The sequence below is a fragment of the [Collinsella] massiliensis genome (assembly GCF_002161605.1).
GTDB lineage: Bacteria > Actinomycetota > Coriobacteriia > Coriobacteriales > Coriobacteriaceae > Enorma.
Window position 1 is genome coordinate 1 of the sequence record NZ_NFIE01000026.1, and the last position, 23,253, is coordinate 23,253.

The following is a 23,253-nucleotide window of genomic DNA, read 5'->3' on the forward strand; positions in this document are numbered from 1 at the left end:
GGGGCTCATCTCGCTAATCGAGCTCGGGAGGGGCGGGAGCCCGTCGATGCGCGAGCGGTACCGCGCCTGGGTCGAGGACGGGTTTCCAATTCCCGCGGATCAGGGTTGACAAACAATAGGAGCGTCGTTTTTTATGGAAGCGGACCCTTCGCTACTTGAGGGGGTGCCTATAAACCGTTCGTTTCGCGTACTTTGGGATCCGCGGCCCGCGCCGGGTCGTCGCGAACGCGCCGAAAACCGCCGGAAGCGCGCTTTGCGCACCGGGAGCACGCTTGGTAACGGCCCCAGTGCGCCCCGGAGCTCCTACCCGCGCTTGATCAGGCGCGCGACGCGGCCGAAGATCCCGTCGAAAAAGGGCGCCTCGGAGACGCCGAGCGCATAGGGCAGGCCGAACGACACGATGATCGCCGGCACGCCGGCCGCCGCCACGAAGACGAGGCCCTGGAGCGTGCCGCTCGGGGAGCCCATGAGCATGGTGAGCGCCTGGAGCACGACCCAGCCCGCCGCGGAGCCCAGAAGACCGAAGCCCACCGCACGCAGGCACGGCGCGATCACGGAGCGCAGACCGAACGCGCCCACCTCGCGCCGGATGGACGCGAGCGAGATCACGTCCACCGCGAGGAACAGGAACGTGGAGCTCAGAGGCACGACGTAGAGGCCGTAGAGCGGGGTGAGCGCGAGGCAGAACACCACCTGGACGACGGCGGCCACGAGGCTCGCGATCGCGTAGATCTTCATGCGCATGAGCGACGAGCACACCTTCTGCAGGTACGTCGAGATGCCGTATAGCGGCAGCGCGATGGACTGCACCTGCAGGTAGGTCGCCGTGAGCGCGGCGTCCTCCGCGTCGAGGCCGCCGAGCACCGCGATGAGGTACGGCGCGAACGTCATGAGCAGCATCATGCAGGGGATCGAGGTGAACGCGACCTTGCGGATGCCCGAGGTCACCGCGCGGCGGAAGGCGTCCATGCGCCCCGCGACGCGGAAGTTGGAGAGCTCGGTGAACATCGCCGTGGTGATGGGGATCACGAGGATGGAATAGGGCAGCACGTACCACACGCGCGAGTAGTACGAGATGGCCGCGCCGTTCGGGGTGACCTGGAGCGCGCACGACGACTGCACCGCGTTCGTGGGGAAGGCCGAGAGCGTGACGATGAGCGTGGGCAGGCCGATGGTGAGCGTCTCGCGGATGGCCGGGTCGTGCAGGTCCACGCGCAGGCGCAGGCGCACGCCGTGGCGCCTGAGGGCGGGCAGCTGCATGATCACCTGCGCGGCCACACCGAGCGGGTTGCCGATCGCCAGGATGATGAGGCCCTCGCGCCAGCCCATGATGCCGCCGCGCACGAGGAAGGCGTAGAGCGTGAACGAGGCGATGGTGATGACGTTGTTCACGATGGGCGCAGCGGTGCTCCACAGGTAATCGCGCTCCGCGTTGAGGACGCCCGAGATGACCGACGACATGCCGTAGAGGATGACCTCGAACGCGAAGAAGCGGAAGAACCACACCGCGAGGTCGAAATCGAACGCCTCGTCCGCGCCGGCGGATTGCGTCCACACGATGGGCACCGCGAAGACGAGGCAGATGACGGAGAGCACGCCCATGACGATGAGGATGAGCGAGAGCAGATTCGAGGCGTACGCGGCCGCGCCCTCGCGCCCGAGCCGGCCGCGGACGGAGAGGTACACCGGGAGGAACGAGGTGATGAGCATGCCACCCATCACGAGCTCGTAGAGGGCGTTCGGGAGCGTCGAGGCCACCGTGTAGCAGCTCGCGACCGACATGAGCGCGCCCGAGAGCGCGTTCGCCTGCGCCATCGTACGACCGAAGCCGGTGATGCGGCTCACGATCACGAGCAGGCTCGCGCCGTTCGCCTTGCGCGATACGAGCTCCTCGACTTCTTCCTCGCTCTCCTCACCGGGAAGCATCTCGTCGACGGGCTGCGCGACGGACGGCATGTCGGCCGCGATCACGGGCATCTCGGCATCTTGCGCGCGCCGCTTCCCCGCATCATCTCGCTCGAGCTCTGACATCCTTCACGACCTTCCTAGATAGCACGGCGCCCCCGCGTCCACGGAGGCGCCGCATCGAATCGCCTTCGGGCAGCACGCCCGCGCGACGGCTTACACCGGTGAGCCGCCGCCCGCGAAGTTGCCGCCCGTGTAGAGCGTGCTCACCACGACGCCCACGCCGGGCGAGGAGGCGTGCACGTACTGGCCGCCGCCGATATAGATGCCCACGTGGTAGATGGCGCTGCCGCTGCCGCCGTATCCCCAGAACACGAGGTCGCCCGGCTTGAGGTAGGCGGTGTCGTACACGAGGTGCCCCAGGCTCGCGACGAGGTTGTACTGGCCCTGGGAGTAGTGCACGATGGAGTAGCCGAGCTGGCCGTAGCAGTAGGTCACGAGGCCCGAGCAGTCGAACGCGTCCGGCCCCTCGGCGGCCCACACGTAGCTCTTGCCCACCTGGGCGAGGGCGACGTCGACGACGCTCGTGGGGGCGCTGCCGGAGTTCGTGTTGCCGGTATTCATGCTGCCGCCGTTGTTGCCGCCGTTGTTCCCGGTATCGGTGTTGTTCTGGGCGTTGTTCTGCGCCTCCTGCTCGGCGGCCAGGCGCGCGGCCTCCTCGGCCGCACGGCGCGCCTCCTCCTCGGCGAGCTGCGCCTGGAGCTGGCTGTCGAGGCCCTCGTAGTAGGCCTGCTGCTCGGCGACCTTGCTCTCGATCTCGGCGTTCGTCTGCTTCTGCTCGTCCACGAGCCGCTGCTGCTCCGCCTCCTGCTCCGCGAGCTCGTCGCGGCGCTCCTGGAGCTCGGTGCGCGTGGCCTTGACCTCTTCGACGAGCTCGGAGTCGTAGTCGATCATGCGGTTGGCGTAGTAGAGCTGCGTGACGAGCTCCTCGAAGTCCGAGACGCCCACGAGCACGGAGAGCGGGCTGCCCGAGGAATCCTGCTTGTACGATTCCGCAAGGCGCTCCGCGAGGCGCTCCTGGCCGTCCGCCAGCTTCTCCTCGAGCTCGGCGATGTCCTGCTCGGCCTGGTCGATCTCCTGCTGCGTGGCGTCCAGGTCCTGCTGGAGCGCGTAGAGCTTGTTGTTCGCGACCTCGAGCTCGTTGGAATACTCGGTGAGCGTGGCGTAGGCCGCATCGACCTGATCCTGCAGCTCGCTCGATGGCACGGCGCCTGCCGCCAGGGGGAACGTGCCCAGGGCGAGCACGGCCGAGACGAAGATGGCGACGGCGGATGAGAATCGCTTCAAATGCATGCGGAATAATCCTCTCGTTCGCTCGAACGCATAAACTATAGCAACCATGAAAAATGCGGCCACCGGCCACAGCGATTCTCCAAGCGATAACCAGAGCACCTACACAGAAGCGAGCGGGGCGGCGGGACGGGGTGGACAGCGTCCCGCGGGAGCCCTTACCGCGTGATGGCGGCGACCGTCGCGCCCGTGAATGCCACGAGGTCGTCGGGCGCGATGACGAGCTGCAGCCCGCGGCGACCGCCCGAGATGAAGATCTCGTCCCAGAGCTCGCAGGTCTCGTCGATGAGCGTGGGGAAGCGCTTCTTCATGCCCACGGGCGAGCAGCCGCCGCGCATGTAGCCGGTCACGGGCACCAGGTCGCGCACGTGCATCATAGAGAGCGTCTTCTCCCCCGCCACCTGCGCGGCGCGCTTCAGGTCGAGCTCCTCGGCCACGGGGATGCAGCACACCACGTGGCCGCCGCCCGGGGCCTCGCAGACGAGCGTCTTGAAGCCCTGGCCCGGCTCCTCGCCCAGCTGCTCGGCCACATGGACGCCGGAGAGGTCGTTCTCGTCGACCTCGTAGGTGCGCACCCCGTAGGCGATGCCCGCGCGGTCGAGCTCGCGCATCGCGTTCGTTTTCTGCAGTTTCTCGCGCTTCGCCATCATCACTCCCAAGGGTCGCGGGTGCGGGTCGGATGGGTTGGTTGGGGACGTGTTCCGTTCAACCCATTCGCTGGAGGGCGGCGCCGGCCGACCCCAACCGTTCCCGAATGGGTTGAACGGAACACGTCCCCAACCAACCCATCCAGCCAGCCCGTTCGCTACATCGCCTGGCGCTTGCGGTCGCGCTCCAGGATGGGCGCGAGGAAGCGGCCCGTGTAGCTCTCCGGGCAGGCGGCGACCTGCTCCGGGGTGCCCGAGACCACGATGCGCCCGCCGCCCGAGCCGCCCTCGGGACCCAGGTCGATGATGCGGTCGGCCACCTTGATGACGTCGAGGTTGTGCTCGATCACGAGCACGGTGTTCCCCGCGTCCACGAGGCGCTGCAGCACGTCGATGAGCTGGCGCACGTCCTCGAAGTGCAGGCCCGTGGTGGGCTCGTCCAGGATGTAGAACGTCTTGCCCGTCTGGCGGCGGTGCAGCTCCTTGGCGAGCTTCACGCGCTGCGCCTCGCCGCCCGAGAGCGTCGTGGCGGGCTGCCCCAGGCGCACGTAGCCCAGACCCACGTCGTAGAGCGTCTGCAGCTTCCGCTTGATCTGCGGGATGTTGCCGAAGAACGCGAGCGCCTCGGTCACGGACATGTCGAGCACGTCCGAGATGGACTTGCCGCGGTACGTGACCTCGAGCGTCTCGCGGTTGTAGCGCTTACCGCCGCAGACCTCGCACGGCACGTAGATGTCGGGCAGGAAGTGCATCTCGATCTTGATCTGGCCGTCGCCCTTGCACGCCTCGCAGCGGCCGCCGGGCACGTTGAAGCTGAAGCGCCCCGGGCTGTAGCCGCGCGCCTTGCTCTCGGGCACGCTCGCGAAGAGCGCCCGCAGGTCGTCCCAGAGCCCGATGTAGGTGGCGGGGTTCGATCGCGGCGTGCGCCCGATGGGCGACTGGTCGATGTCGATGACCTTGTCGATCTCCTCGAGCCCCTCGAGCTTGCGGTACGGCCCCACAGGGCGGGCGGAATGGTGGATCGCGTTCGTGAGCGCCGGCGCGATGGTGTCGGTCACGAGGCTCGACTTGCCCGAGCCCGAGACGCCCGTCACCACGGTAAACGTGCCGAACTCGATCTTCGCCGTGACGTTCTGCAGGTTGTTCGCGCGCGCCCCGCGGATCACGAGCGCGCCGCGCCCGGGCTTGCGGCGCTCCTCGGGCAGGCGGACCATCCGCTTGCCCGTGAGGTAGGCGCCCGTGAGCGAGGCGGGGCAGGCCATGATGTCCTCCGGCGTGCCGGCGCACACGACCTCGCCGCCGCGCTCGCCCGCGCCCGGCCCCATGTCCACCACGAAATCCGCCGCGCGGATGGTGTCCTCGTCGTGCTCGACCACGATGACCGTGTTGCCGAGGTCGCGCAGGCGCTCGAGCGTGGCGATGAGCCGCTCGTTGTCGCGCTGGTGCAAGCCGATGGAGGGCTCGTCCAGGATGTAGAGGACGCCCATGAGCCCCGCGCCGATCTGCGTGGCGAGGCGGATGCGCTGGGCCTCGCCGCCGGAGAGCGTCGCCGAGGCGCGGTCGAGCGTGAGGTAGTCGAGGCCCACGTCCACGAGGAAGCGCAGGCGCTCCAGGATCTCCTTCACGATGCGCCCGCCGATGAACTCCTGCCGCTCGGTGAGCTCGAGGCCCTCGAAGAACGCGAGCGACTCGCGGCAGCTCATGCAACAGACCTCGTAGATGGACTTGCCGCCCACCGTGACGGCGAGCATCTCGGGGCGCAGGCGCGCGCCGTGGCAGGCCGAGCACGGCTCCTCACGGATGTAGCGCTCGAGGCGGGCCTTCGTGTTCTCGTTCGTCGTCTCGATGTAGCGCTCGTAGAGGATGTTGCGCACGCCGGAGTACTTGGTGAACCAGTGCGTGTCGCGGCCGTCCTGCGTGTGATAGTCCACGCGCATCTTCTTGTCGCCCAGGCCGTCGAGGAAGACCCGCTGCACGCGCTTGGGCAGGTCGCGCCAGGGCGTGGCGGGATCGACCTTGAGGTGCTTGGCGAGGGCGCGGAAGATCTGCGGGTAGTAGTTCGACTTGCCGAAGAAGCTGCCGAAGACCCCCTTCTCGATGGAGAGCGACGGGTCCTCGATGAGCGCCTCGGCGTCCACGACCTTCTTGAAGCCCAGGCCGTCGCACTCGGGACAGGCGCCGTAGGGCGCGTTGAACGAGAAGTCGCGCGGCTGCAGGTCGTCGATGGAATGGCCGTGCTCGGGGCAGGCGAGCGCGAGCGAGTACGTGAGGAGCTCGCCCTCCGTGCCCTCCGGCGCGTCGCGGTCCGGCAGCAGGTAGACGGCCACGCGGCCGTGCGCGAGGTTCGTCGCCTGCTCGACGGCCTCCGCGATGCGCCCCACGGAGCCCTCGCGGATCACGATGCGGTCGACCACGACCTCGATGGTGTGGCGGAACTTCTTGTCGAGCTCGATGCGCTCATCGAGGCTGCGCACCTCGCCGTCCACGCGCACGCGCGAGAAGCCCTCGGAGCGCAGGTCGTCGAGGAGCTTGGCGAACTCGCCCTTGCGGTCGGACACCACGGGCGCGAGCACGAAGGCGCGCCGGCCCTGCCCCGCCTCGAGGATCTTGTCGGCCACCTGGTCGGTGGTCTGCCGCTCGATGACGCGTCCGCACTCCGGGCAGTGCGGCGTGCCGATGCGCGCGAAGAGCAGGCGCAGGTAGTCGTAGATCTCGGTGACCGTGCCCACCGTGGAGCGCGGGTTCTTGCTCGTGGTCTTCTGGTCGATGGACACCGCCGGCGAGAGGCCGTCGATGGAGTCGAGGTCGGGCTTGTCCATCTGGCCCAGGAACTGCCGCGCGTAGCTCGAGAGGCTCTCCACGTAGCGGCGCTGGCCCTCGGCATAGATGGTGTCGAAGGCGAGGCTCGACTTGCCCGAGCCGGAGAGGCCGGTGATGACGACGAGCTCGTCGCGCGGGATCTCGACGTCGATGTCCTTGAGGTTGTGCTCGCGGGCACCGCGGATGACGATGGACGAATCGGACATGGTTGCTCCGTTTCATAGATGGCAACCCTTAATTCTAGCGCAGCGGGTGCGGGCCGCCCCGGCCTGCCGCGGCCGCCACGATTCGTCCAAGCCTTGTTCGATGGGGCGGGAGGCCCGCCGCTAGACGCTCACGGTAAATGTCGTGACGCCCTCCGTGCTCGAGGCCTCGATGGATCCGCCGTGCGCCTCGACGATCTCCTTCGCGATAGCGAGCCCCAAGCCTGCGCCGCCGCCGCTACGCGCACCGTCCGCACGGTAGAACTTTTCAAAGATGCTCTTTAGGTGCACGGGCGAGATCTCGCGCCCCGTATCCTCGACTGCGAACGCGGCGCGCTCCCCTTCAGCGTGCGCCCGGCATACGAGCGTCGACCCCGCATCTGCGTAGGCGAGCCCGTTCTTCATGAGGTTCCCCAGCACGCGCGCCATCTTCTCAGGGTCGATGAACGCCGTGAAGCCATCGGGCACATCCAGCTCGATCGTTACATCGCGCGCCTGCGCCACGGGGTAGAACTCGTCCACGAGCTGCTCGAGGAGCGTCCTCACATCGGTTTGCACGCGCTCGATGGGAATTGCCCCCAGGTTGTAGCGCGTGATCTCAAAGAACTCGTCCATCATGGCGTCGAGCCGCTCGGCCTTCTCGAAGGCTGCGCGGGCATAGCGCTCGCGGCGCGCGGACGATAGGCCAGGCTCCTCGGCAAGCAGGGACAGGTAGCCGATCACCGAGGTCAGCGGCGTTTTGATGTCGTGCGCGAGATATGCCACCAGCTCGTTCTTACGGGCCTCGGCCGCCTGGACCGCCCGCGCATCCGCCTGAGCCCGCTCTCTCAGACGGGCGAACTCGCGCTGAACATCTGCGAGCCCCGGCGGGAGCTCCGCGGCAGCGTCTCCATCGGCGACGCACGCGACGGCATACGTAACCTCATCCACCGCATGGGCGCATCTGCCCGTCCACCAGACGGCCACCGCCGCGATACCGGCGGCGTACGCACCCCACACCACGGGGCCCTGAATGAAATCGGCGATGGCACGGTAATCGGAGAGGTCGCGAAACTGCGGCATGCCGTTCGAGCGGGAGCCTTCCTGATAGCCGAGCATGCGATACAGGTCGGCCGACTCCTCGGGCACCTCGACCCACACCGAGGTCACGTCGGCGATGACGCTGGAAAGGGGCGGCCAGATGAGCTCGCGCGCCACAAGCACCAGCGCACAGAACGCGACGGTGAACGCAGCGAAACCCATGAGCAAGCCGGCGATGTCGTGCCGCCGCGTGCGCACGCCCTGCATCGTCTTCATCTGCATCCCTTTCTTGTCTTGGGACGCCCCCAGCGGCAGCGCCCCCGGAATCGCCCCGCCCGATACCGCGCCCGCGGATCGTCCTACGGCGCGATCTTGTAGCCAACGCCCCACACCGTCTCGATGAAGGTCTGCTCCGAGTCGATGGAAGCCAACTTGGCGCGCAGGTGGCGGATGTGCACCATCACGGAATTCGAGCTTCCCGGCAGGTATCGCTCCCCCCAAACCTCCTGGTAGAGATCGCGCGTGCTCACCGGTCGGCCGTGCGCCGCGAGCAGGCAGGCGAGCACATCGAACTCCTTGGGCGTGAGGGTAAGGGCGCATCCATGGAGCAGCGCCGTATGCGCCGCGCGGTCGATCTCGATGCCGCGGCAATAGAGCGTATCGGCAGCCGCGTCGCCGAGCGCATATGAGGCGCGGCGCAAACACGATTTCACGCGCGCAACGAGCTCGCGGGGCAAGAACGGCTTGGTGATGTAATCGTCGCCCCCGCTCATGAGGCCGACCACCTTATCCGGCTCCTCGTCTTTTGCCGAGAGGAAGATCACCGGCACATGCGACCGCGCGCGGATGCGGCAGCAGACCTCGTAGCCGTCAAGCCCCGGCATCATGACATCGAGCATCACCAGGTCGATGCGACCCGCTTCGAGTCGGTCGAGCGCCGCGACGCCATCAAGGCACCGCACCGCGCGCATGCCGGCGGACTCGAGCGTCTCGGCAACGAGCTCGACGATCGCAGGGTCGTCATCGACGACCAATATGGTCTTGGTTCCGTCCATAGCGCCCATTGTACCGACGAAACAGCCTGGCCAGAGAGCGGCGTGGCAGAGATAAGGAATCGGTAAGGTCTAGATAACCAAAGGCAAGGATTCGCCATGGGATGCCCAAGGCGCACGCCGCCTACGATGGCGCAAGCGCCGCCGCAGCGCTCACCCCCCCCATCAAATGAAGGGAGCACATCCCCATGGCGAACATCCCCGACGCTCGACGCGCTCGAGCACTGCGCCGGCATGCCGGCAATCCCTCCCTGGCGCAACCGGCTGCCGCCAACCGTGCAGTGCGGAATTCGCCGCCACGCCCGCACCATCCCGTACAGTCGGCACGACGCGCCCAATCCAAGCTCCCGCGCGGCGCGGCCCGCCGGCGCCGTAGGCGCGCGGTGCTGGCCGTCCTCGCGGCAGTGGCGTTTCTTTCGGTGCTCGCCCTCCTGGCGCGTGACCTCACGGCTTTCACCGCACCGCGCGACTTCGAAACGGACAACCTGCCCTGGAACCTCACGTTGGTGAACTCCACGCACCCGTTGCCCGACGACTTCACCGTCTCGACGGTCGAGCTCTCGAACGGGCAACGCGTCGACGAGCGCATTGCCCAGCCGCTCGAGGAGCTCTTCCGCGCAGCGAGCACAGCGGGATACACCCCCTGCGTGAGCTCGGGCTTCCGCACCCGTGATGACCAGGAGCAGATCCTCGAGGACCGGATCGAGTCGTATGAGGCCGATGGGCTCGCGCCGCAAGCAGCCGAACGGGAGGCTCGCCGATGGGTCGCGGAGCCCGGCACGAGCGAGCACGAGCTCGGGCTCGCCGTCGACATCAACGACGCCCTCGGCAATGAGGGGCTCTACGATTGGCTTGCGGAACATGCCCACGAATATGGCTTCATCCAGCGCTATCCGTCGGATAAGACGGACATCACCGGCATCTCGTTCGAGCCGTGGCATTATCGCTATGTGGGCGTCGAGGATGCGACCGCCATCTGGCAGAGCGGCATCACGCTCGAGGAATACCTCGCGCGCACGTAATGCCGCGTGCGAGCGCTCCCATGGCCGAGCCCAAGGGCGCCCTCGCCTACCCGAGCAGATGCTCGACGGCGAGGCGCTGCACGGCGGACATGCTCCCCAGACCCGCGCGCGCCACGGCGACCTCGATGCCCGCCGCGCGGAGGCGCGACGCCCAGCTCGCCTCATCCGCGCCCGCGATCTCGCGCGCCGCGTGCGCCCCACAGGCGACCATAACGGGGACGAGGAGCGCGCTGCGCACGGACGGCGCGCCGGCCGCAACCTGCGCGAGCACCTCGTCCAAACCGGGCGCGCCGTGCATCTGACCGAAGAGGACGTCCGCGCGGCCGAGCCCCGCGAGCGCCTCCCCCAGCAGGGCGTACGCCCGCTCCCCTGCGCCCGCGGCCCCATGGGCGATGCAGACGACGACGCGTCCCGCGCACGCCTCGCAGCGGTCCGCGAGCGCCGCGGCGAGCACACGCGCGTCACGCGGGCCGTCGAGCAGCGGCCGCGCGAGGTGGAGGCGCTCGAAGCGCGGCGCCCAGCGGCAGGCGGCCTCAGCAAGGCGCGCAAAGGATTCGCCCGCCACGATGAGCGAGGTCGCGATGTCGACCTCCGTGCAGCCCTGGGCATGCAGGCCGGCGAGCGCGTCATCCACGCTCAAGGCGGAGACCCCGCCCCGCGCCAGCTTCGCGCGGACGGGGTCGCTCACATAGGCCTCGACGGCAGCCGCCCCGCACCCCGGGTGCGCGCGCCGCCAGGCCCCTTCGACCGCACGCGCGAAGGGCTCGAGGTCGCGCTCGCGCGCCGCGGCCGACGCCGTCCCGTAGCCCGCGATCACGAGACCGCGCCGGGGCGCCGGGGCGCCCTGCCGACCGCGCGCCCTGGGTACCCCAGGCGCCGCATCACCCCTGCCCAAGCGAGCCTCCGTACCACTGCTCGATCATGTGGCGCGCGATGGAGGCGCGGCCGGGCAGCTCGAGCTCGCCCGCGGCGACGGCGGAGGCGAGCTCGGCGCGGGTGAACCAGCGCGCGCTCGCCACCTCCTCGTGGTCGACGCGCGCCTCGGTGCCCACGGCGTGCGCGCGGAAGCCGAGCATGATGGAGGCCGGGAACGGCCAGGACTGCGACCCCAGGTAGCGCACCTCGTCAATCTCGACGCCCACCTCCTCGCGCGCCTCGCGGCGCACCGCGTGCTCCAGGCTCTCGCCCGCCTCGACGAAGCCCGCGGAGACCGAGAAGAAGCCGCGGCGCCACGCGGCGTTGTTCTGCAAGAGGATCCGGTCGTCATCGTCCACGATCGCGGTGATCACCGCGGGCTCGATGCGCGGGAAGAGCAGGCGGCGCTCCTCGCCCCGCCCCGTGCAGGCCTGCGCCCAGCCGGCGAGGACGGGGCGGACGGGCGCGCCGCACGCCGGGCAGAAGCGCTGGTTCGCGTGCCAGGCGGCGAGCGCCACCGCTGTCGTGGCGAGCCCGGATTCGAGCGCCGAGGCGCAGGGCGCGAACTCGCGGAGCTCGACCCAGTCGAAGGCGCGGAGCGCGCGAGCGGCAAACGAGTCGCTCGACCCGTCGATGCCCTGGTCTGCGCTCACGTTCGCGGCGTTCACCGCGGGCGCGGGCCGCGCGATGTCGAGCGCGAGGTAGGGCACGGCGGGGTCGGTCGTGCGGTCGACGCCCAGGTAGATGGCGAGCGCGCCGGGGCGCAGCGCCTCGTCGCGCACCTCCGCGCCTGTGAGCAGGGCGAGCGAGAGCGATCCTTCCGGCACGGTCGCGTCCGGGCGCGGGGCCGCCGGGTCGTTGAAGCAGAAGAGGGCGCCGGGCGCGGCGTCGCCCGCATGCCGGGGCACCGCGACCATGCCGCCGTTCACGAGCAGGATGCGCGTTTCCGCCTCGCCGAGCAGCCGCTCGATGAGCCCCTCCTCGCCGCGGCGCTCCACGTCGTAGTCGACCACCGACTGCGCGAGCGGCAGGCTCGCCATGAACGCCGCATCATCCAGGTCCGCCTTCATGCGCGCTCCCTCCAAAATGATAAAAACCAGCCTGTCTGGATTTTATCACCCGCGGCGGCCGCAGGCGCATCCGACAAGGCCTATGATGGATGCAGTCATGGGGGCGCATGCCCCGGCACCAGAAGGGAGCTCGCATGAACTATCTCATCGTCGGCGGCGTGGCCGCCGGAACCAAGGCGGCGGCGAAGATCAAGCGCTGCGACCGCTCCGCAGACGTGCGCGTCATCACGCGCGACGCGGACATCTCCTACGCGGGCTGCGGCCTGCCGTACTACATCGGCGGCGGCATCGCCACGCGCGACGAGCTCATCGTGAACACGCCCGCCAAGTACGAGGGCCTCACCGGCGTACGCGTGGAGACGGGCGTGGAGGCCACCGGCCTCGACGCGCAGGCGAAGCTCGTCTCCGTGCGCCGCGCGGACGGCACCGTGGGCAGCGAGCCCTACGACAAGCTCGTCATCGCCACGGGCGCCGCGCCCTTCGTGCCCCCGGTCGCGGGCACGGACCTCGCCGGCGTGTTCTGCGTGCGCACCCCCGACGACGCCGAGGGCATTCGTGCCTACGTCGAGGCGAACGGCTGCCGGTCGGCCGTCGTCGTGGGCGCCGGCTTCATCGGCCTCGAGGTGGCCGAGAACCTCGCCGCGCGCGGCCTCTCCATCACGGTCATCGACGCCGCCGATCAGATCATGCCGAACGCCTACGACCCCGAGATGGCCGCATGGGCGACCCGCCAGCTCAAGGCCTCCGGTTGGCGCGTCATGACCTCGACCCCGCTCACCGGCATCCGCGCCGGCGAGGGCGACGCCGCCGGGCGCGCCGCGGGCGTCGAGACCCCGAACGGGGCGCTGCCCGCGGACATCGTGGTGCTCGCCATCGGCATCCGCCCCGCCACCGCCTGGCTCGACGGCTCCGGCATCGAGATGCTCAAGGGCTGCATCCTCGTGGACGAGTACATGCAGACGAACCTCCCGGACGTCTACGCCGCGGGCGACTGCGCCGAGGTGAGAAACGCCATCACGGGCGAGCCCCAGTGGAGCGCGATGGGCTCCACGGCGAACATCTCCGCACGCGCGCTCGCAAAGACCCTCACCGGCACCCCCACGCCCTACCCCGGCGTGCTCGGCACGGGCGTGGTGAAGCTCGGGGCGGCGCTCAACGGCGGCCGCTGCGGCCTCACCGAGGAGCAGGCGCGCCAAGCCGGCTTCGAGCCCGCGAGCGTCGTCGCCATCCTGGACGACAAGGCGCACTACTACCCCGGCGCCTCGAGCTTCTTCCTGAAGCTCATCGCCGACGCGCCCTCGCACCGGATCCTGGGCGTGCAGGTCTTCGGCGCGGGCGCGGTCGATAAGGTCGTGGACATCGCCGTCACCGCCATCTACCAGAAGCTCAAGCTCGAGGACCTCGACCTCATGGACTTCGCCTACGCGCCGCCCTTCTCGACGGCCATCCATCCGCTCGTGACGGCCTGCTACATCCTCGAGAACAAGCTCGCGGGCGCGTTCGAGACCTTCACCCCCGCCCAGTACGCCGCGGGCGAGGCGGCCGGCTACGAGGTCATCGACGTACTGCCCCAGCCCACCATCCCCGGCGCCACCTGGGTCGACCTCGCCGGAATCGGCGCCGACGGCATCGAGGGGGTTCCCTGCGACGCGAAGCTTTTGCTCGTGTGCGCCAAGGGCAAGCGCGGCTACTTCGCGCAGAACCGCCTCAAGGCCGCGGGCTACACCGCCACGCGCGTGCTCGAGGGCGGCATGACGTTCAACGAGGTCAAGGTGCCGCGCAAGCCGGGCAAGAAGCTCCCCGCCGCCGAGATCAAGCGCCTGAAGGGCCTGGGGTGCCTCCAGGACAAGCGCTTCGACGACGTGTTCAACGTCCGCGTCATCACGCGCAACGGCAAGCTCACGAGCGCGGAGCAGAAGACCGTGGCCGAGGCCGCCGAGCGCTTCGGCTCGGGCGAGGTCACGATGACCACGCGCCTCACCCTCGAGATCCAGGGCGTGCCCTACGACAACATCGAGGCCTGCATCGCCTTCCTCCAGGACCGGGGGCTCGACGCGGGCGGCACGGGCTCGAAGGTGCGCCCGGTGGTCTCCTGCAAGGGCACCACGTGCCAGTACGGCCTCATCGACACCTTCGACCTCTCCGAGAAGCTCCACGAGCGCTTCTACGTGGGCTACCACGGCGTCGAGCTGCCGCACAAGTTCAAGATCGCCGTGGGCGGCTGCCCCAACATGTGCGTGAAGCCGGACCTGAACGACCTGGGCATCGTGGGCCAGCGCATCCCGCAGATCGACGTCGCGAAGTGCCGCGGGTGCAAGGTCTGCCAGGTGGTGAACGCCTGCCCCATGGGCGACGCGCAGATCGGCCCGGACGGCAAGATCACCATCGACGGCACGCTGTGCAACCACTGCGGGCGCTGCGTGGGTAGCTGCCCCTTCGGCGCCGTCACCGAGAGCCTCGTGGGCTACAAGGTCTACATCGGCGGGCGCTGGGGCAAGAAGACCGCGCACGGCCGGGCGCTCGATAAGATCTTCACGAGCGAGGACGAGGTCATGGACGTCGTGGAGCGCGCCATCCTCTTCTTCCGCGACGAGGGCGTGAGCGGCGAGCGCTTCGCCGACACCGTGGCGCGCCTGGGCTTCGACTACGTGCAGGAGAAGCTCCTCACCGCGCCCATCGACAAGGAGGCCATCCTGAACAAGACCGTCGTGGGCGGCGCCACCTGCTGAGTCATTGGGGACGGGTTCATTTGACTCACTGAGTCAGTGGGGACGGGTTCGATTGACTCACGCCCGCTCCGCTGGCTCTACCCGCCCCCTCGCCCGCCCCGCCTTCGACGCGACCCCGACCCATGGGAAGGAGACCGAGGACATGACAAGCCCTTGGATGGAGGCGCCCGTCTCGCGACGCGGTGCGCTCATCGCTGCCGCCGCACCCCTCGCGCTGCTCGCCGGCTGCGCCGATAACGCCCCGGACGCGGACGGGAGCGCGGCGGTACAGGACGCCGCCCCCGCCTTCCGCAACACCGACCTCGGCTGCGGCTGGGAGCCTATCGGCGCGCTCGAGCTCGAGCACGCCCGCACCTTCACCGTCGACTACTTCGACGGCGGCTTCGCGCTCATCTGCGCGGCGAGCGACGAGCGCTTCCTCGTCGTGCCCGACGGCGCGAGCGCCCCGGACGGCCTCGCCGAGGACATCGCGGTCATCGCGCAGCCCGCCGACGACGTCTACCTCGTCTCGACGGGCATGATCTGCGTCCTTGACGAGCTCGACGCGCTCGACGCCGTGCACGTGGCCTCCGTCACGCCCGAGACGAGCCCCAACGAGCACCTCACGCAGCTCATCGAGGACGGCGAGGTGGTCTATGGCGGGCGCTACCGCGACCCGGACTTCGAGCTCGTCGCGCAGGCGGGCTGCACGCTCGCCATCGAGAACACGCAGATCCACCGCTACCCCGAGGTCAAGCAGAAGCTCGAGGACCTCGGCGTCACCGTCTTCACCGAGCAGTCGAGCACCGAGGACGACGTGCTCGGCCGCCTTGAGTGGATGAAGCTCATGGGCGTGATCTTCGGGCGCGAGGATACGGCGAACGCACGCTTCGACGAGGTCGCGGAGCGGGTCGACGCCATCGCGCACCAGGAGCCCACGGGCAAGACCGTCGCCTTCTTCTACATCGACTCCGACGGCGCGGCCGTGGTGCGGCGCGCGGGCGACTACTTCGCGCAGATGGTCGAGCTCGCCGGCGGAGAGCCCCTCTCGTTCGGCACGGGCGACGGCGACGCGTCCTCGACCACCTACATCACGGTCGAGATGGAGGAGTTCTTCACCTCGGCGAAGGATGCCGACGTGATCATCTACAACGCCACGGTCGACGAGGGCGTGAGGTCGCTCGCGGACCTCACGGCGAAAAACGCGCTCATCTCCGAGTTCGCGGCCGTCGCCACGGGCGAGGTCTACACCTGCGACAGCAACCTCTACCAGCAGATGACCTCGACCGACCGCATCATCGAGGACCTGCGGGCCGCGCTTCTGGGCGCGTCGGGCGAAAACGGCTTCATCTGGAAGCTGGGCTAGCGCATGGGCGGGCGGGCTTCCGAAGCGGTGCCGGAGCAGGCGGGCGCGCCATCGAACACGGGCGCGGGTAGCGAGCCGGGCGGCGCGGGCGTCCCCCGCAAGCGCACGGCCCGCCATCGCAGGCGGCGCGCGGCGATCGTGTACACTGGCCTCGCCTGCGCGCTCGTGGCCCTCCTCGTCGCGAGCCTGTGCATCGGCAGCGTGGAGATTCCGCCCGCCGACGTGCCCGCCCTCCTCGCAGCGGGGCCGGGCAGCTCGACCGAGAGCCAGGTGCTCTGGCAGATCCGCCTGCCGCGCGCGCTCATGGCCATCGTGCTCGGCGGGGCGCTCGCCCTCTCGGGGTTCCTCCTCCAGACGTTCTTCGCGAACCCCATCGCCGACCCGTTCGTGCTCGGCATCTCCTCCGGCGCGCGCTGCGCCGTGGCCATCGTGATGATCGTCGTCCTCGACGCCAACCAGATCATGAGCCCTTGGATGTCCGTGGGCGCCGCGCTCGCCGGCTCGCTCGCCACCATGGGGTTCGTGCTTCTCATCGCGCGGCGCGCGCGCACCCAGAGCATGCTCATCATCGCGGGCATCATGGTGGGCTACATCTGCTCCGCCGCGACGAACTTCCTCGTCGCCTTCGCGGACGACCAGAGCATCGTCAACCTGCAGAACTGGACGCAGGGGAGCTTCTCGGGCGCCGCCTGGCCCGAGCTCGCGCTCGCCGCCGCCGCGACGCTCGTCCTGGGTGCCGCCGTGTTCGCGCTCTCCAAGCCGCTCGGCGCCTATCAGCTGGGCGAGGGGTACGCGCAGAGCGTCGGCGTGGACGTGGTGCGGCTCCGCATGCTCATCGTGCTCGCCTCGAGCGTGCTCTCCGCCTGCGTCACCGCCTTCGCCGGCCCCGTCTCGTTCGTGGGCATCGCCGCCCCGCACCTCGCCAAGCTGGCCTGCGGCACGGCGAAGCCGATCGTCGTGACCCCTGCGTGTTTCCTGGCGGGCGCCGTGTTCTGCTGCGGCTGCGACCTCATCGCGCGCACGCTGTTCTCCCCCGTCGAGCTCTCCGTGAGCGCCGTGACCGCCGTCTTCGGCGCGCCGATCGTCATCGCGCTCATGCTGCGGAAACGGGGGTACCGATGAAGCGGGTAGACGAACGGGCGCGGGCCGGCGACGCCTGCGGGGCACCGCGCGCCGCGGGCTCCGGCACCGCGGGCTCCAGCGCCGCCGCCCCCGCCGCCCCCATCCTCGAGGCACGCGGCCTCGCCGTGGGGCACGGCGCCCGCCCGCTCGTGCAGGGCATCGACCTCACCGTCGCACCCGGACAGGTCGTGGCGCTCATCGGCCCCAACGGGTCGGGCAAGACGACGCTGCTGCGCACCATCGCCGGCCAGCTCGCCCCGCTCTCCGGCACGCTCCGCATCGCCGGGCGCGACGCCGCCGCCCTGGCCGCCGCCACGCGCGCCCGCATCTGCGCCGCCCTCTTCACGGAGCGTCCGCGCGGCGACCTGCTCACCTGCCAAGACATCGTCGAGGCCGGGCGCTACCCCTTCACCGGGCGCATGGGCGCGCTCTCGGACGAGGACCGCGCCCAGGTGCGCGCCGCCATGCGCGCCGCGGGCGTGTGGGAGCTCCGCGACCGCGACTTCGCCCACATGAGCGACGGCCAGCGCCAGCGCGCCCTCATCGCCCGCGCGCTCTGCCAGGAGCCCCGCCTCCTCATCCTCGACGAGCCCACGTCCTACCTCGACATCCGCGCGCAGCTCGACATGCTGCAGCTGCTGCGCCGCCGCGCCCGCGAGCGCGGCATGGCCGTCATCATGTCGCTCCACGAGATCGAGCTCGCGCAGAAGGCGGCGGATTGGGTCGCCTGCATCCGCGACGGGCGGGTGCTCTGCCAGGGCGCCCCGGACGAGATCTTCCGCGCCCCCACCATCGCGCGCCTCTTCGACCTCGACGAGCGCAGCTACTCCCCGCTCTTCGGCAGCGTCGAGCTCGGAGCCGCCGAGGGCGCGCCCCGCGTGTTCGTCATCGCCGGCGCGGGTACGGGAGCGCGCACGTTCCGCGAGCTCGCGCGACGCGGCGTCCCCTTCGCCTCCGGCGTGCTCTTCGCGCACGACGCCGACGGCATCCTCGCCTGCGCCCTCGCCGCCTGCGCGGTGCTCGCGCCCGACTTCGAGCCCATCGACCCGGACGCCCTCGCGAAGGCCCGCGCGCTCATCGCCGGCTGCGAGGCCGTGATCTGCTGCGCCGACGGATTCCCCGGCGCCGCCGCCCCGAACGCCGGCCTCCTCGAGCACGCCCGCGCGCAGGGCATCCCCGTCTTCGACTCCGCCGCGGCCTACCTCGAGCGCCGCGCGCCCAGCGGCCCGTGCGCTACTCCACGCTCTTGAGCGCCTCGAGCATGTCGACGTCGCGCAGGCGGCGGTTCACCACCACGCCGAGCAGCGCGGTGATGGCGCCCACGATGACGAGCGGGATGATGAACACGTACGGCGCGAACGTGGGGTCGAACATGACGTTGTCCGGCGGCACCACGGTGATGATGTAGTTGCGGAACCACACGCCGAGCGCGTACCCCACGAGGATGCCGAGCGCCGTGAGCAGGATCGTCTCGCGGTAGATGTACATCGTGACCTCGCCGTCGAAGAAGCCGAGCACCTTGATGGTGGAGAGCTCGCGGATGCGCTCCGAGACGTTGATGGTGGTGAGGTTGTAGAGGATCACCCCCGCGAGCAGCGTCGCCACCACGATGAGCACGACCATGATCTTGTTGAGCGATTCGACGATCGTGGCGATCTGCGCGATGAGCGAGGTGTTCTGCACGATGCCCTTGACCGCGGGCAGCTCCATGAGCGAAGCCGCGAACGCGTTCACCGCATCCGGCGAGGAGTCCGCAAGCGTCACGAGCGCCGCGTTGGGCTCATAGGCGACCCCGAAGGCGCGCGCGTAGGCGTCCGCGCCCAGGAAGATGAAGTGCCCCATGTACATCTCGGTGACGCCCGTGCAGGTGAGCTCGCGCTCCGCGCCCGTCGCGTCGCTCACCGTGAACGTATCGCCCGCGCCCACCCCCAGAAGCTGCGCGAGGCGCTCGGAGAGCACGCAGGAATCGGCGTCGAGCGGCACGTCGGCGCCGCTTACGCGCTCGCGCAGGTCGATGTAGTCCCCGAGCTTCCCGGGGTCGTCCGGCACGATGAGCGTGATGTCCTGCGTGTCGCCGTTGGCGCCGGCGACCTTGGTGAGCGCCTCGTAGCGCACGGGCAGCGTGCGCGCGACCTCCGGCTGCGCGAGCGCGCGATCGAGCTCGCCGCGCTCCTCCGCGGTGGCCGTGGGCGCCTGCGCGACGATCATGTCGTACGTCACGATCTTGCCGAACTGCTCGGCCGAGATGCCCGAGATGGAGTACTGCGTGCCGAATCCCGCGACGAGCAGCACCACCGCGCCCGCCACGCCGAAGACCGTCATGAACATGCGCTTCTTGTAGCGGAAGAGGTTGCGCGCCGTGACCTTGTGCGTGAAGGAGAGGCGGTTCCAGATGAAGGGGATGCGCTCGAGCAGGATCTTCGAGCCCGACGCCGGCGGCTTGGGCAGCAGGAGCTCCGAGGGCTTGTCGCGCAGCTCCTGGCGGACCGCGAGCCAGGCCGGCAGCACGGCGGACACGAGCCCCAGCGCGACGGCGGCCGCGCTCACCGCGGGGTCGAACAGTAGGTGGATGGGCGGCAGCACGAACTTCGTCGCGTAGGCGTTGTAGACGATCCACGGCAGGAGCGTGTGTCCCGCCACGATGCCGATGGCCGTGCCCGCCATGCTCGAGAGCAGGCCGTACATGATGAACTTGAGCGCCACGTCGCCGTCCGAGTAGCCGAGCGCCTTGAGCGTGCCCGCGCCGATGCGCTCCTCGTCGACCATGCGCGTCATGGTGGTGAACGTCACGAGCGCGGCGATGAAGTAGAGCAGGATGGGGAACACGCGGGCAAGCGCGTCCACGATGTCCGCCACCGTGGCGTAGATCTTGTAGCCGTCGCCGCCCGGCACCTCGCGGCGCGTGCTCGCGCTGTAGCCGGGCGCCTCCAGGTTGGCGAGCTTCTCGCGTGCCTGGGCGAGGTCCGCCTCGGCCGCGGCGAGCCGCTCCTCCGCCTCGGGCTTCTGCGCGTCATAGGCGGCACGTGCCTCGTCGTAGGCGGCCTCCTTGGCGGCGAGCTCCTCCTGCGCGGCGGCGATCTGCGCCTCGGCGCTGGCGGTCGCGGCGGCGAGCTCGCTCGTCCCCGCCTCGTAGGCCGCCTCCTTCTGCGCGAGCTCCTCCTGCGCGGAAGCAAGCTCGGCGCGCCCGGCGTCGAGGGCGTCCTCCCCTACCGCGATCTGCTCGCGCGCGGCCTCGAGCTGGGCGGGCGCCGCATCGAGGGCGGCAAGCGCGTCCGCGGCCTGCTGCTGCAGGTCGACGAGGGTCGCGCGCACGCCACCCAGCCGGTTCGTGACGAGCACGACGACATCCTCCCCGGGCGTCGCCGCGTCGAGGGCCTCGAGCTCTCCCACCAACGACGAGAGCTGCTCGTAGACGGGATACGTGACGTCGTCGGCGGCCGGCGCAGAGGGGAAGAGGGCCACGAGCTGCTGCGCGGCGACCGTGTGCGCGAGGGCGGGCGTCACGAGCGCGGGAGGGGCGGCCGAGATCGTCTCGAGCATGCTGTCGATGCGCTCGACGCCGTCCGCCGCCTGCGCCGCCCCCGCCTCGATCTCGGGGCGGCGCGCGGCCTGCTCCTCATAGGCGGCCTCCTGCTCCGCGTACGCGTCCTGCGCCGCGGAGAGCTCCGCCTCCTTCGCGGCGAGCTCGTCTTGCGCAGCCGCGATCTGCGCGCGGCCGTCCTCGAGCTGCGCGGCCCCGTCCGCGAGCCGCGAGCGCGCCGTGGCCGTCTCGTCCGCGAGCTGCTGCTCACGCTCCTCGATGCGCGCCGCACCCGCATCTAGCTGGCCGCGCGCGTTCGTGAGCTCGCGTTCCGCTGCGGCGAGCTCGGCGCGGCCGGCGTCGACCTCCCGCTGCCCGTCGTCGATCTTCGCCTGGTTCTGCGCCCGCAGCTCGGAGAGGCGCACGCCGGGCTGGTCGGCGAGCAGGCGCTCGAGCTCGTCGCGGTGCGCGTGCACGAGGTCGGCGTACGCGTCCGTGTAGGGGTCGACGCCCGCCGTGTCCGTGAACGTGATCCGCGCCGTCATGTACACGTCCGAATCGAACACCTCGGGCAGCACGACGGCGTACCCGGAGAGCTCGCCCGAGCCCGCCGTCGAGGCGCCCTCGTTCACCCCGCTGATGATCTCGGAGGAGGAGACGAAGCCCGTGACGGTGAACGCGTCGCGCGTGAGCACGGTGTCGCCCTCGGCGTCGGGCTTCTCGTCGAAGGTGATGGTGTCGCCCACCTCGTACGCGTCGCGCAAAAACGAGCTGAGCGCGATCTCGTCCGCCGCCTCGGGCATGCGCCCCTCCACCACCTCGTAGCGCGAGACGCGCTCGGGCGCGGACTGGATGCGCAGGCTTTCCGTGGTGCCCTCGACCACGGCGTCCTTCAGGTAACCGTACTCGACCTCATCGATGCCGCCCGCCCGCTCGATGAGCGCGCGGTCCTCGCCGTTCAAGCCGAAATCGCCGATGACCACGATGTCGGCGGCATCGAGCGCATCGAAGTACGCCCGCCCGGTCGCGCGCATGTCCGGGCTCGTCACGAAGAGGCCCACGAGCGCGAACGACCCGAGGGCCATGAGCCCCACGATGGAGAGGAAGCGCCCGAGCGAGTGCCGGATCGACCGGCGGATATCGAGCCAAAGGGCATGCCTGCGGCGCAACGCTGCCATCGCTACCACTCCACCGTCTCGATGTCGGCCGGCGTCGCGCAGGTCTCGATGCGCTCGACGCGCGCGTCGCGCATATGGATCACGCGGTCGGCGATCCGGGCGATCGCCGCGTTGTGCGTCACGATGATCGTGGTCGCGCCGTGCTCGCGGCACATGTCCTGCAAGATCTTGAGCACCTGCTTGCCGGTGCGGTAATCGAGCGCGCCCGTGGGCTCGTCGCACAGAAGGATCTTCGGGTTCTTCGCCACCGCGCGCGCGATGGCGACGCGCTGCTGCTCGCCACCCGAGAGCTGGGCGGGGAAATTGTTCATGCGGTCCTCGAGCCCCACCATGCGCAGCACCTCGACCGGGTCGAGCGCGTCCGGCACGATCTCGGTGGCGAGCTCCACGTTCTCGCGCGCCGCGAGGTTCGCCACCAGGTTGTAGAACTGGAACACGAAGCCCACGTCCGTGCGACGGTAGGCGGTGAGCTGGCGGCGGTTCGCGCGGGAGATGTCGCGGCCGTCGATGACCACGCGGCCGTCGCTCGCGGTGTCCATGCCGCCGATGATGTTCAGCAGCGTGGACTTGCCCGCGCCGGACGCGCCCAAGATGACGGTGAGCTCGCCGCGCTCGATTGCGAAGGTCACGTCGTTGTTCGCGACGATCTCCGCAGACCCGGTCTGGTACCGCTTGTACTCGTGCTCGACGTCGATATATGACATGCAGGCCTCCTGTCCGGGCGAGCGCGCTCGGGCGCCCGCCCCGTACCTGAACAGCGCTCTTCCCGCTGGAGCCGGGGCGCGCGCCTACGCGTCCAGCATCCCCAGCAAGCCGGACTCGGTGAGCGTCACCGCCATCCGCTCGACCTCGGCCGCCGGGCGCGCGGGCTCGTCGGCAAGCAGGTTCTGCAGCAGCGAGAAGATCCCTCCCAGCGCGAAGGCGAGCGAGCCCGCGCGCTCGCGCTCGGGGAGGACGCCCTCGAGCAGCCTGCGCTCGCCCACCTGCCGCTTGAAGGCGCGGCTCAGGTGCCCGTAGAGCACGTCGGCGGGAACCCGCTGCATGTAGCGGCGGTCGCGTTCCAAACCGCTCGTGACCGCGCGCACGAGCGCCTCGAGGAAGGCGGAAAGGGCGCGCTCGCGCCCCTCGGGGTGCGGCGAGGCGGGCGCGGCCTGCTCGACCTCGTCGAGCACACCCGCGGCGAAGTCGTCCGCGATAGCCCCGAGCAGCCCATCGACACTCCTATAGTGACGCTCCTATTGTTTGTCAACCCTGATCCGCGGGAATTGGAAACCCGTCCTCGACCCAGGCGCGGTACCGCTCGCGCATCGACGGGCTCCCGCCCCTCCCGAGCTCGATTAGCGAGATGAGCCCCC

Annotated in this window: 16 protein-coding genes; 5 read left to right on the forward strand and 11 right to left on the reverse strand. The window is 69.9% G+C overall.

Going from position 1 to position 23,253, the window contains the following annotated elements; genetic code table 11:
* Positions 1–303: 303 nt before the first annotated feature.
* The 6 genes from murJ to B5G02_RS09315 all read right to left on the reverse strand — a co-directional run bounded on the left by murJ (position 304) and on the right by B5G02_RS09315 (position 9,000).
* On the reverse strand, positions 304–2,031 hold the full coding sequence (murJ, locus tag B5G02_RS09290) for a murein biosynthesis integral membrane protein MurJ (RefSeq protein ID WP_094336007.1): 1,728 nt from the start codon (positions 2,029–2,031) through the stop codon (positions 304–306).
* 90 nt (positions 2,032–2,121) lie between these two features.
* Positions 2,122–3,258 carry a C40 family peptidase gene (locus tag B5G02_RS09295; RefSeq protein ID WP_094336008.1) on the reverse strand — a complete coding sequence of 379 codons (1,137 nt, stop codon included), beginning with the start codon at positions 3,256–3,258 and terminating at the stop codon, positions 2,122–2,124.
* A gap of 155 nt (positions 3,259–3,413) precedes the next feature.
* Positions 3,414–3,902, reverse strand: coding sequence for a Cys-tRNA(Pro) deacylase (gene ybaK, locus B5G02_RS09300; RefSeq protein ID WP_019238266.1), 489 nt, complete (start codon positions 3,900–3,902; stop codon positions 3,414–3,416).
* A gap of 158 nt (positions 3,903–4,060) precedes the next feature.
* Entirely contained in the window at positions 4,061–6,928 is a 2,868-nt protein-coding gene (gene uvrA, locus B5G02_RS09305) for an excinuclease ABC subunit UvrA (RefSeq protein ID WP_094336009.1), read from the reverse strand.
* A 120-nt stretch (positions 6,929–7,048) separates the two neighbouring features.
* On the reverse strand, positions 7,049–8,221 hold the full coding sequence (locus B5G02_RS09310; protein WP_162609762.1) for a sensor histidine kinase: 1,173 nt from the start codon (positions 8,219–8,221) through the stop codon (positions 7,049–7,051).
* 83 nt (positions 8,222–8,304) lie between these two features.
* Complete coding sequence (locus tag B5G02_RS09315) at positions 8,305–9,000, reverse strand: response regulator transcription factor (protein ID WP_019238264.1); 696 nt, start codon at positions 8,998–9,000, stop codon at positions 8,305–8,307.
* Between the two features lie 380 nt (positions 9,001–9,380).
* On the opposite strand from B5G02_RS09315, the gene B5G02_RS09320 reads away from it, so the two are divergent.
* Positions 9,381–10,019 carry a M15 family metallopeptidase gene (locus B5G02_RS09320; protein WP_094336011.1) on the forward strand — a complete coding sequence of 213 codons (639 nt, stop codon included), beginning with the start codon at positions 9,381–9,383 and terminating at the stop codon, positions 10,017–10,019.
* A gap of 46 nt (positions 10,020–10,065) precedes the next feature.
* Here the strand turns inward: B5G02_RS09320 and B5G02_RS09325 are convergent, their stop codons facing one another.
* Positions 10,066–10,836, reverse strand: a complete 771-nt coding sequence (locus B5G02_RS09325; RefSeq protein WP_019238262.1) for a sirohydrochlorin cobaltochelatase — start codon at positions 10,834–10,836, stop codon at positions 10,066–10,068.
* A 64-nt stretch (positions 10,837–10,900) separates the two neighbouring features.
* Positions 10,901–12,004, reverse strand: a complete 1,104-nt coding sequence (nudC, locus tag B5G02_RS09330; RefSeq protein ID WP_094336012.1) for an NAD(+) diphosphatase — start codon at positions 12,002–12,004, stop codon at positions 10,901–10,903.
* A 134-nt stretch (positions 12,005–12,138) separates the two neighbouring features.
* On the opposite strand from nudC, the gene B5G02_RS09335 reads away from it, so the two are divergent.
* The 4 genes from B5G02_RS09335 to B5G02_RS09350 all read left to right on the forward strand — a co-directional run bounded on the left by B5G02_RS09335 (position 12,139) and on the right by B5G02_RS09350 (position 18,450).
* A complete protein-coding gene (locus B5G02_RS09335; RefSeq protein ID WP_094336013.1) occupies positions 12,139–14,733 on the forward strand; it encodes an FAD-dependent oxidoreductase in 2,595 nt (864 codons plus the stop codon).
* Positions 14,734–14,875: 142 nt separating this feature from the next.
* A complete protein-coding gene (locus B5G02_RS09340; protein WP_094336014.1) occupies positions 14,876–16,078 on the forward strand; it encodes an ABC transporter substrate-binding protein in 1,203 nt (400 codons plus the stop codon).
* A 3-nt stretch (positions 16,079–16,081) separates the two neighbouring features.
* Positions 16,082–17,200, forward strand: a complete 1,119-nt coding sequence (locus B5G02_RS09345) for a FecCD family ABC transporter permease (protein WP_094336015.1) — start codon at positions 16,082–16,084, stop codon at positions 17,198–17,200.
* Positions 17,197–18,450, forward strand: a complete 1,254-nt coding sequence (locus B5G02_RS09350) for an ABC transporter ATP-binding protein (RefSeq protein ID WP_094336016.1) — start codon at positions 17,197–17,199, stop codon at positions 18,448–18,450. The genes B5G02_RS09345 and B5G02_RS09350 overlap by 4 nt, the downstream gene beginning before the upstream one ends.
* Here B5G02_RS09350 and B5G02_RS09355 read toward each other — a convergent pair.
* From B5G02_RS09355 to B5G02_RS09365, 3 genes are all read right to left on the reverse strand, one after another.
* Positions 18,434–21,898, reverse strand: coding sequence for an FtsX-like permease family protein (locus tag B5G02_RS09355; protein ID WP_094336017.1), 3,465 nt, complete (start codon positions 21,896–21,898; stop codon positions 18,434–18,436). The genes B5G02_RS09350 and B5G02_RS09355 overlap by 17 nt on opposite strands.
* Positions 21,899–21,900: 2 nt before the next feature.
* Complete coding sequence (locus tag B5G02_RS09360) at positions 21,901–22,602, reverse strand: ABC transporter ATP-binding protein (RefSeq protein WP_094336018.1); 702 nt, start codon at positions 22,600–22,602, stop codon at positions 21,901–21,903.
* Between the two features lie 84 nt (positions 22,603–22,686).
* Entirely contained in the window at positions 22,687–23,070 is a 384-nt protein-coding gene (locus B5G02_RS09365; RefSeq protein ID WP_241146220.1) for a hypothetical protein, read from the reverse strand.
* Positions 23,071–23,253: the final 183 nt, after the last annotated feature.

Coding starts and splice junctions, on each gene's coding strand:
- murJ (WP_094336007.1), bottom strand. CDS start 2,031: ATGTCAGAGCTCGAGCGAGATGATGCGGGGAAGCGGCGCGCGCAAGAT.
- B5G02_RS09295 (WP_094336008.1), bottom strand. CDS start 3,258: ATGCATTTGAAGCGATTCTCATCCGCCGTCGCCATCTTCGTCTCGGCC.
- ybaK (WP_019238266.1), bottom strand. CDS start 3,902: ATGGCGAAGCGCGAGAAACTGCAGAAAACGAACGCGATGCGCGAGCTC.
- uvrA (WP_094336009.1), bottom strand. CDS start 6,928: ATGTCCGATTCGTCCATCGTCATCCGCGGTGCCCGCGAGCACAACCTC.
- B5G02_RS09310 (WP_162609762.1), bottom strand. CDS start 8,221: ATGAAGACGATGCAGGGCGTGCGCACGCGGCGGCACGACATCGCCGGC.
- B5G02_RS09315 (WP_019238264.1), bottom strand. CDS start 9,000: ATGGACGGAACCAAGACCATATTGGTCGTCGATGACGACCCTGCGATC.
- nudC (WP_094336012.1), bottom strand. CDS start 12,004: ATGAAGGCGGACCTGGATGATGCGGCGTTCATGGCGAGCCTGCCGCTC.
- B5G02_RS09335 (WP_094336013.1), top strand. CDS start 12,139: ATGAACTATCTCATCGTCGGCGGCGTGGCCGCCGGAACCAAGGCGGCG.
- B5G02_RS09340 (WP_094336014.1), top strand. CDS start 14,876: ATGACAAGCCCTTGGATGGAGGCGCCCGTCTCGCGACGCGGTGCGCTC.
- B5G02_RS09345 (WP_094336015.1), top strand. CDS start 16,082: ATGGGCGGGCGGGCTTCCGAAGCGGTGCCGGAGCAGGCGGGCGCGCCA.
- B5G02_RS09350 (WP_094336016.1), top strand. CDS start 17,197: ATGAAGCGGGTAGACGAACGGGCGCGGGCCGGCGACGCCTGCGGGGCA.
- B5G02_RS09355 (WP_094336017.1), bottom strand. CDS start 21,898: ATGGCAGCGTTGCGCCGCAGGCATGCCCTTTGGCTCGATATCCGCCGG.
- B5G02_RS09360 (WP_094336018.1), bottom strand. CDS start 22,602: ATGTCATATATCGACGTCGAGCACGAGTACAAGCGGTACCAGACCGGG.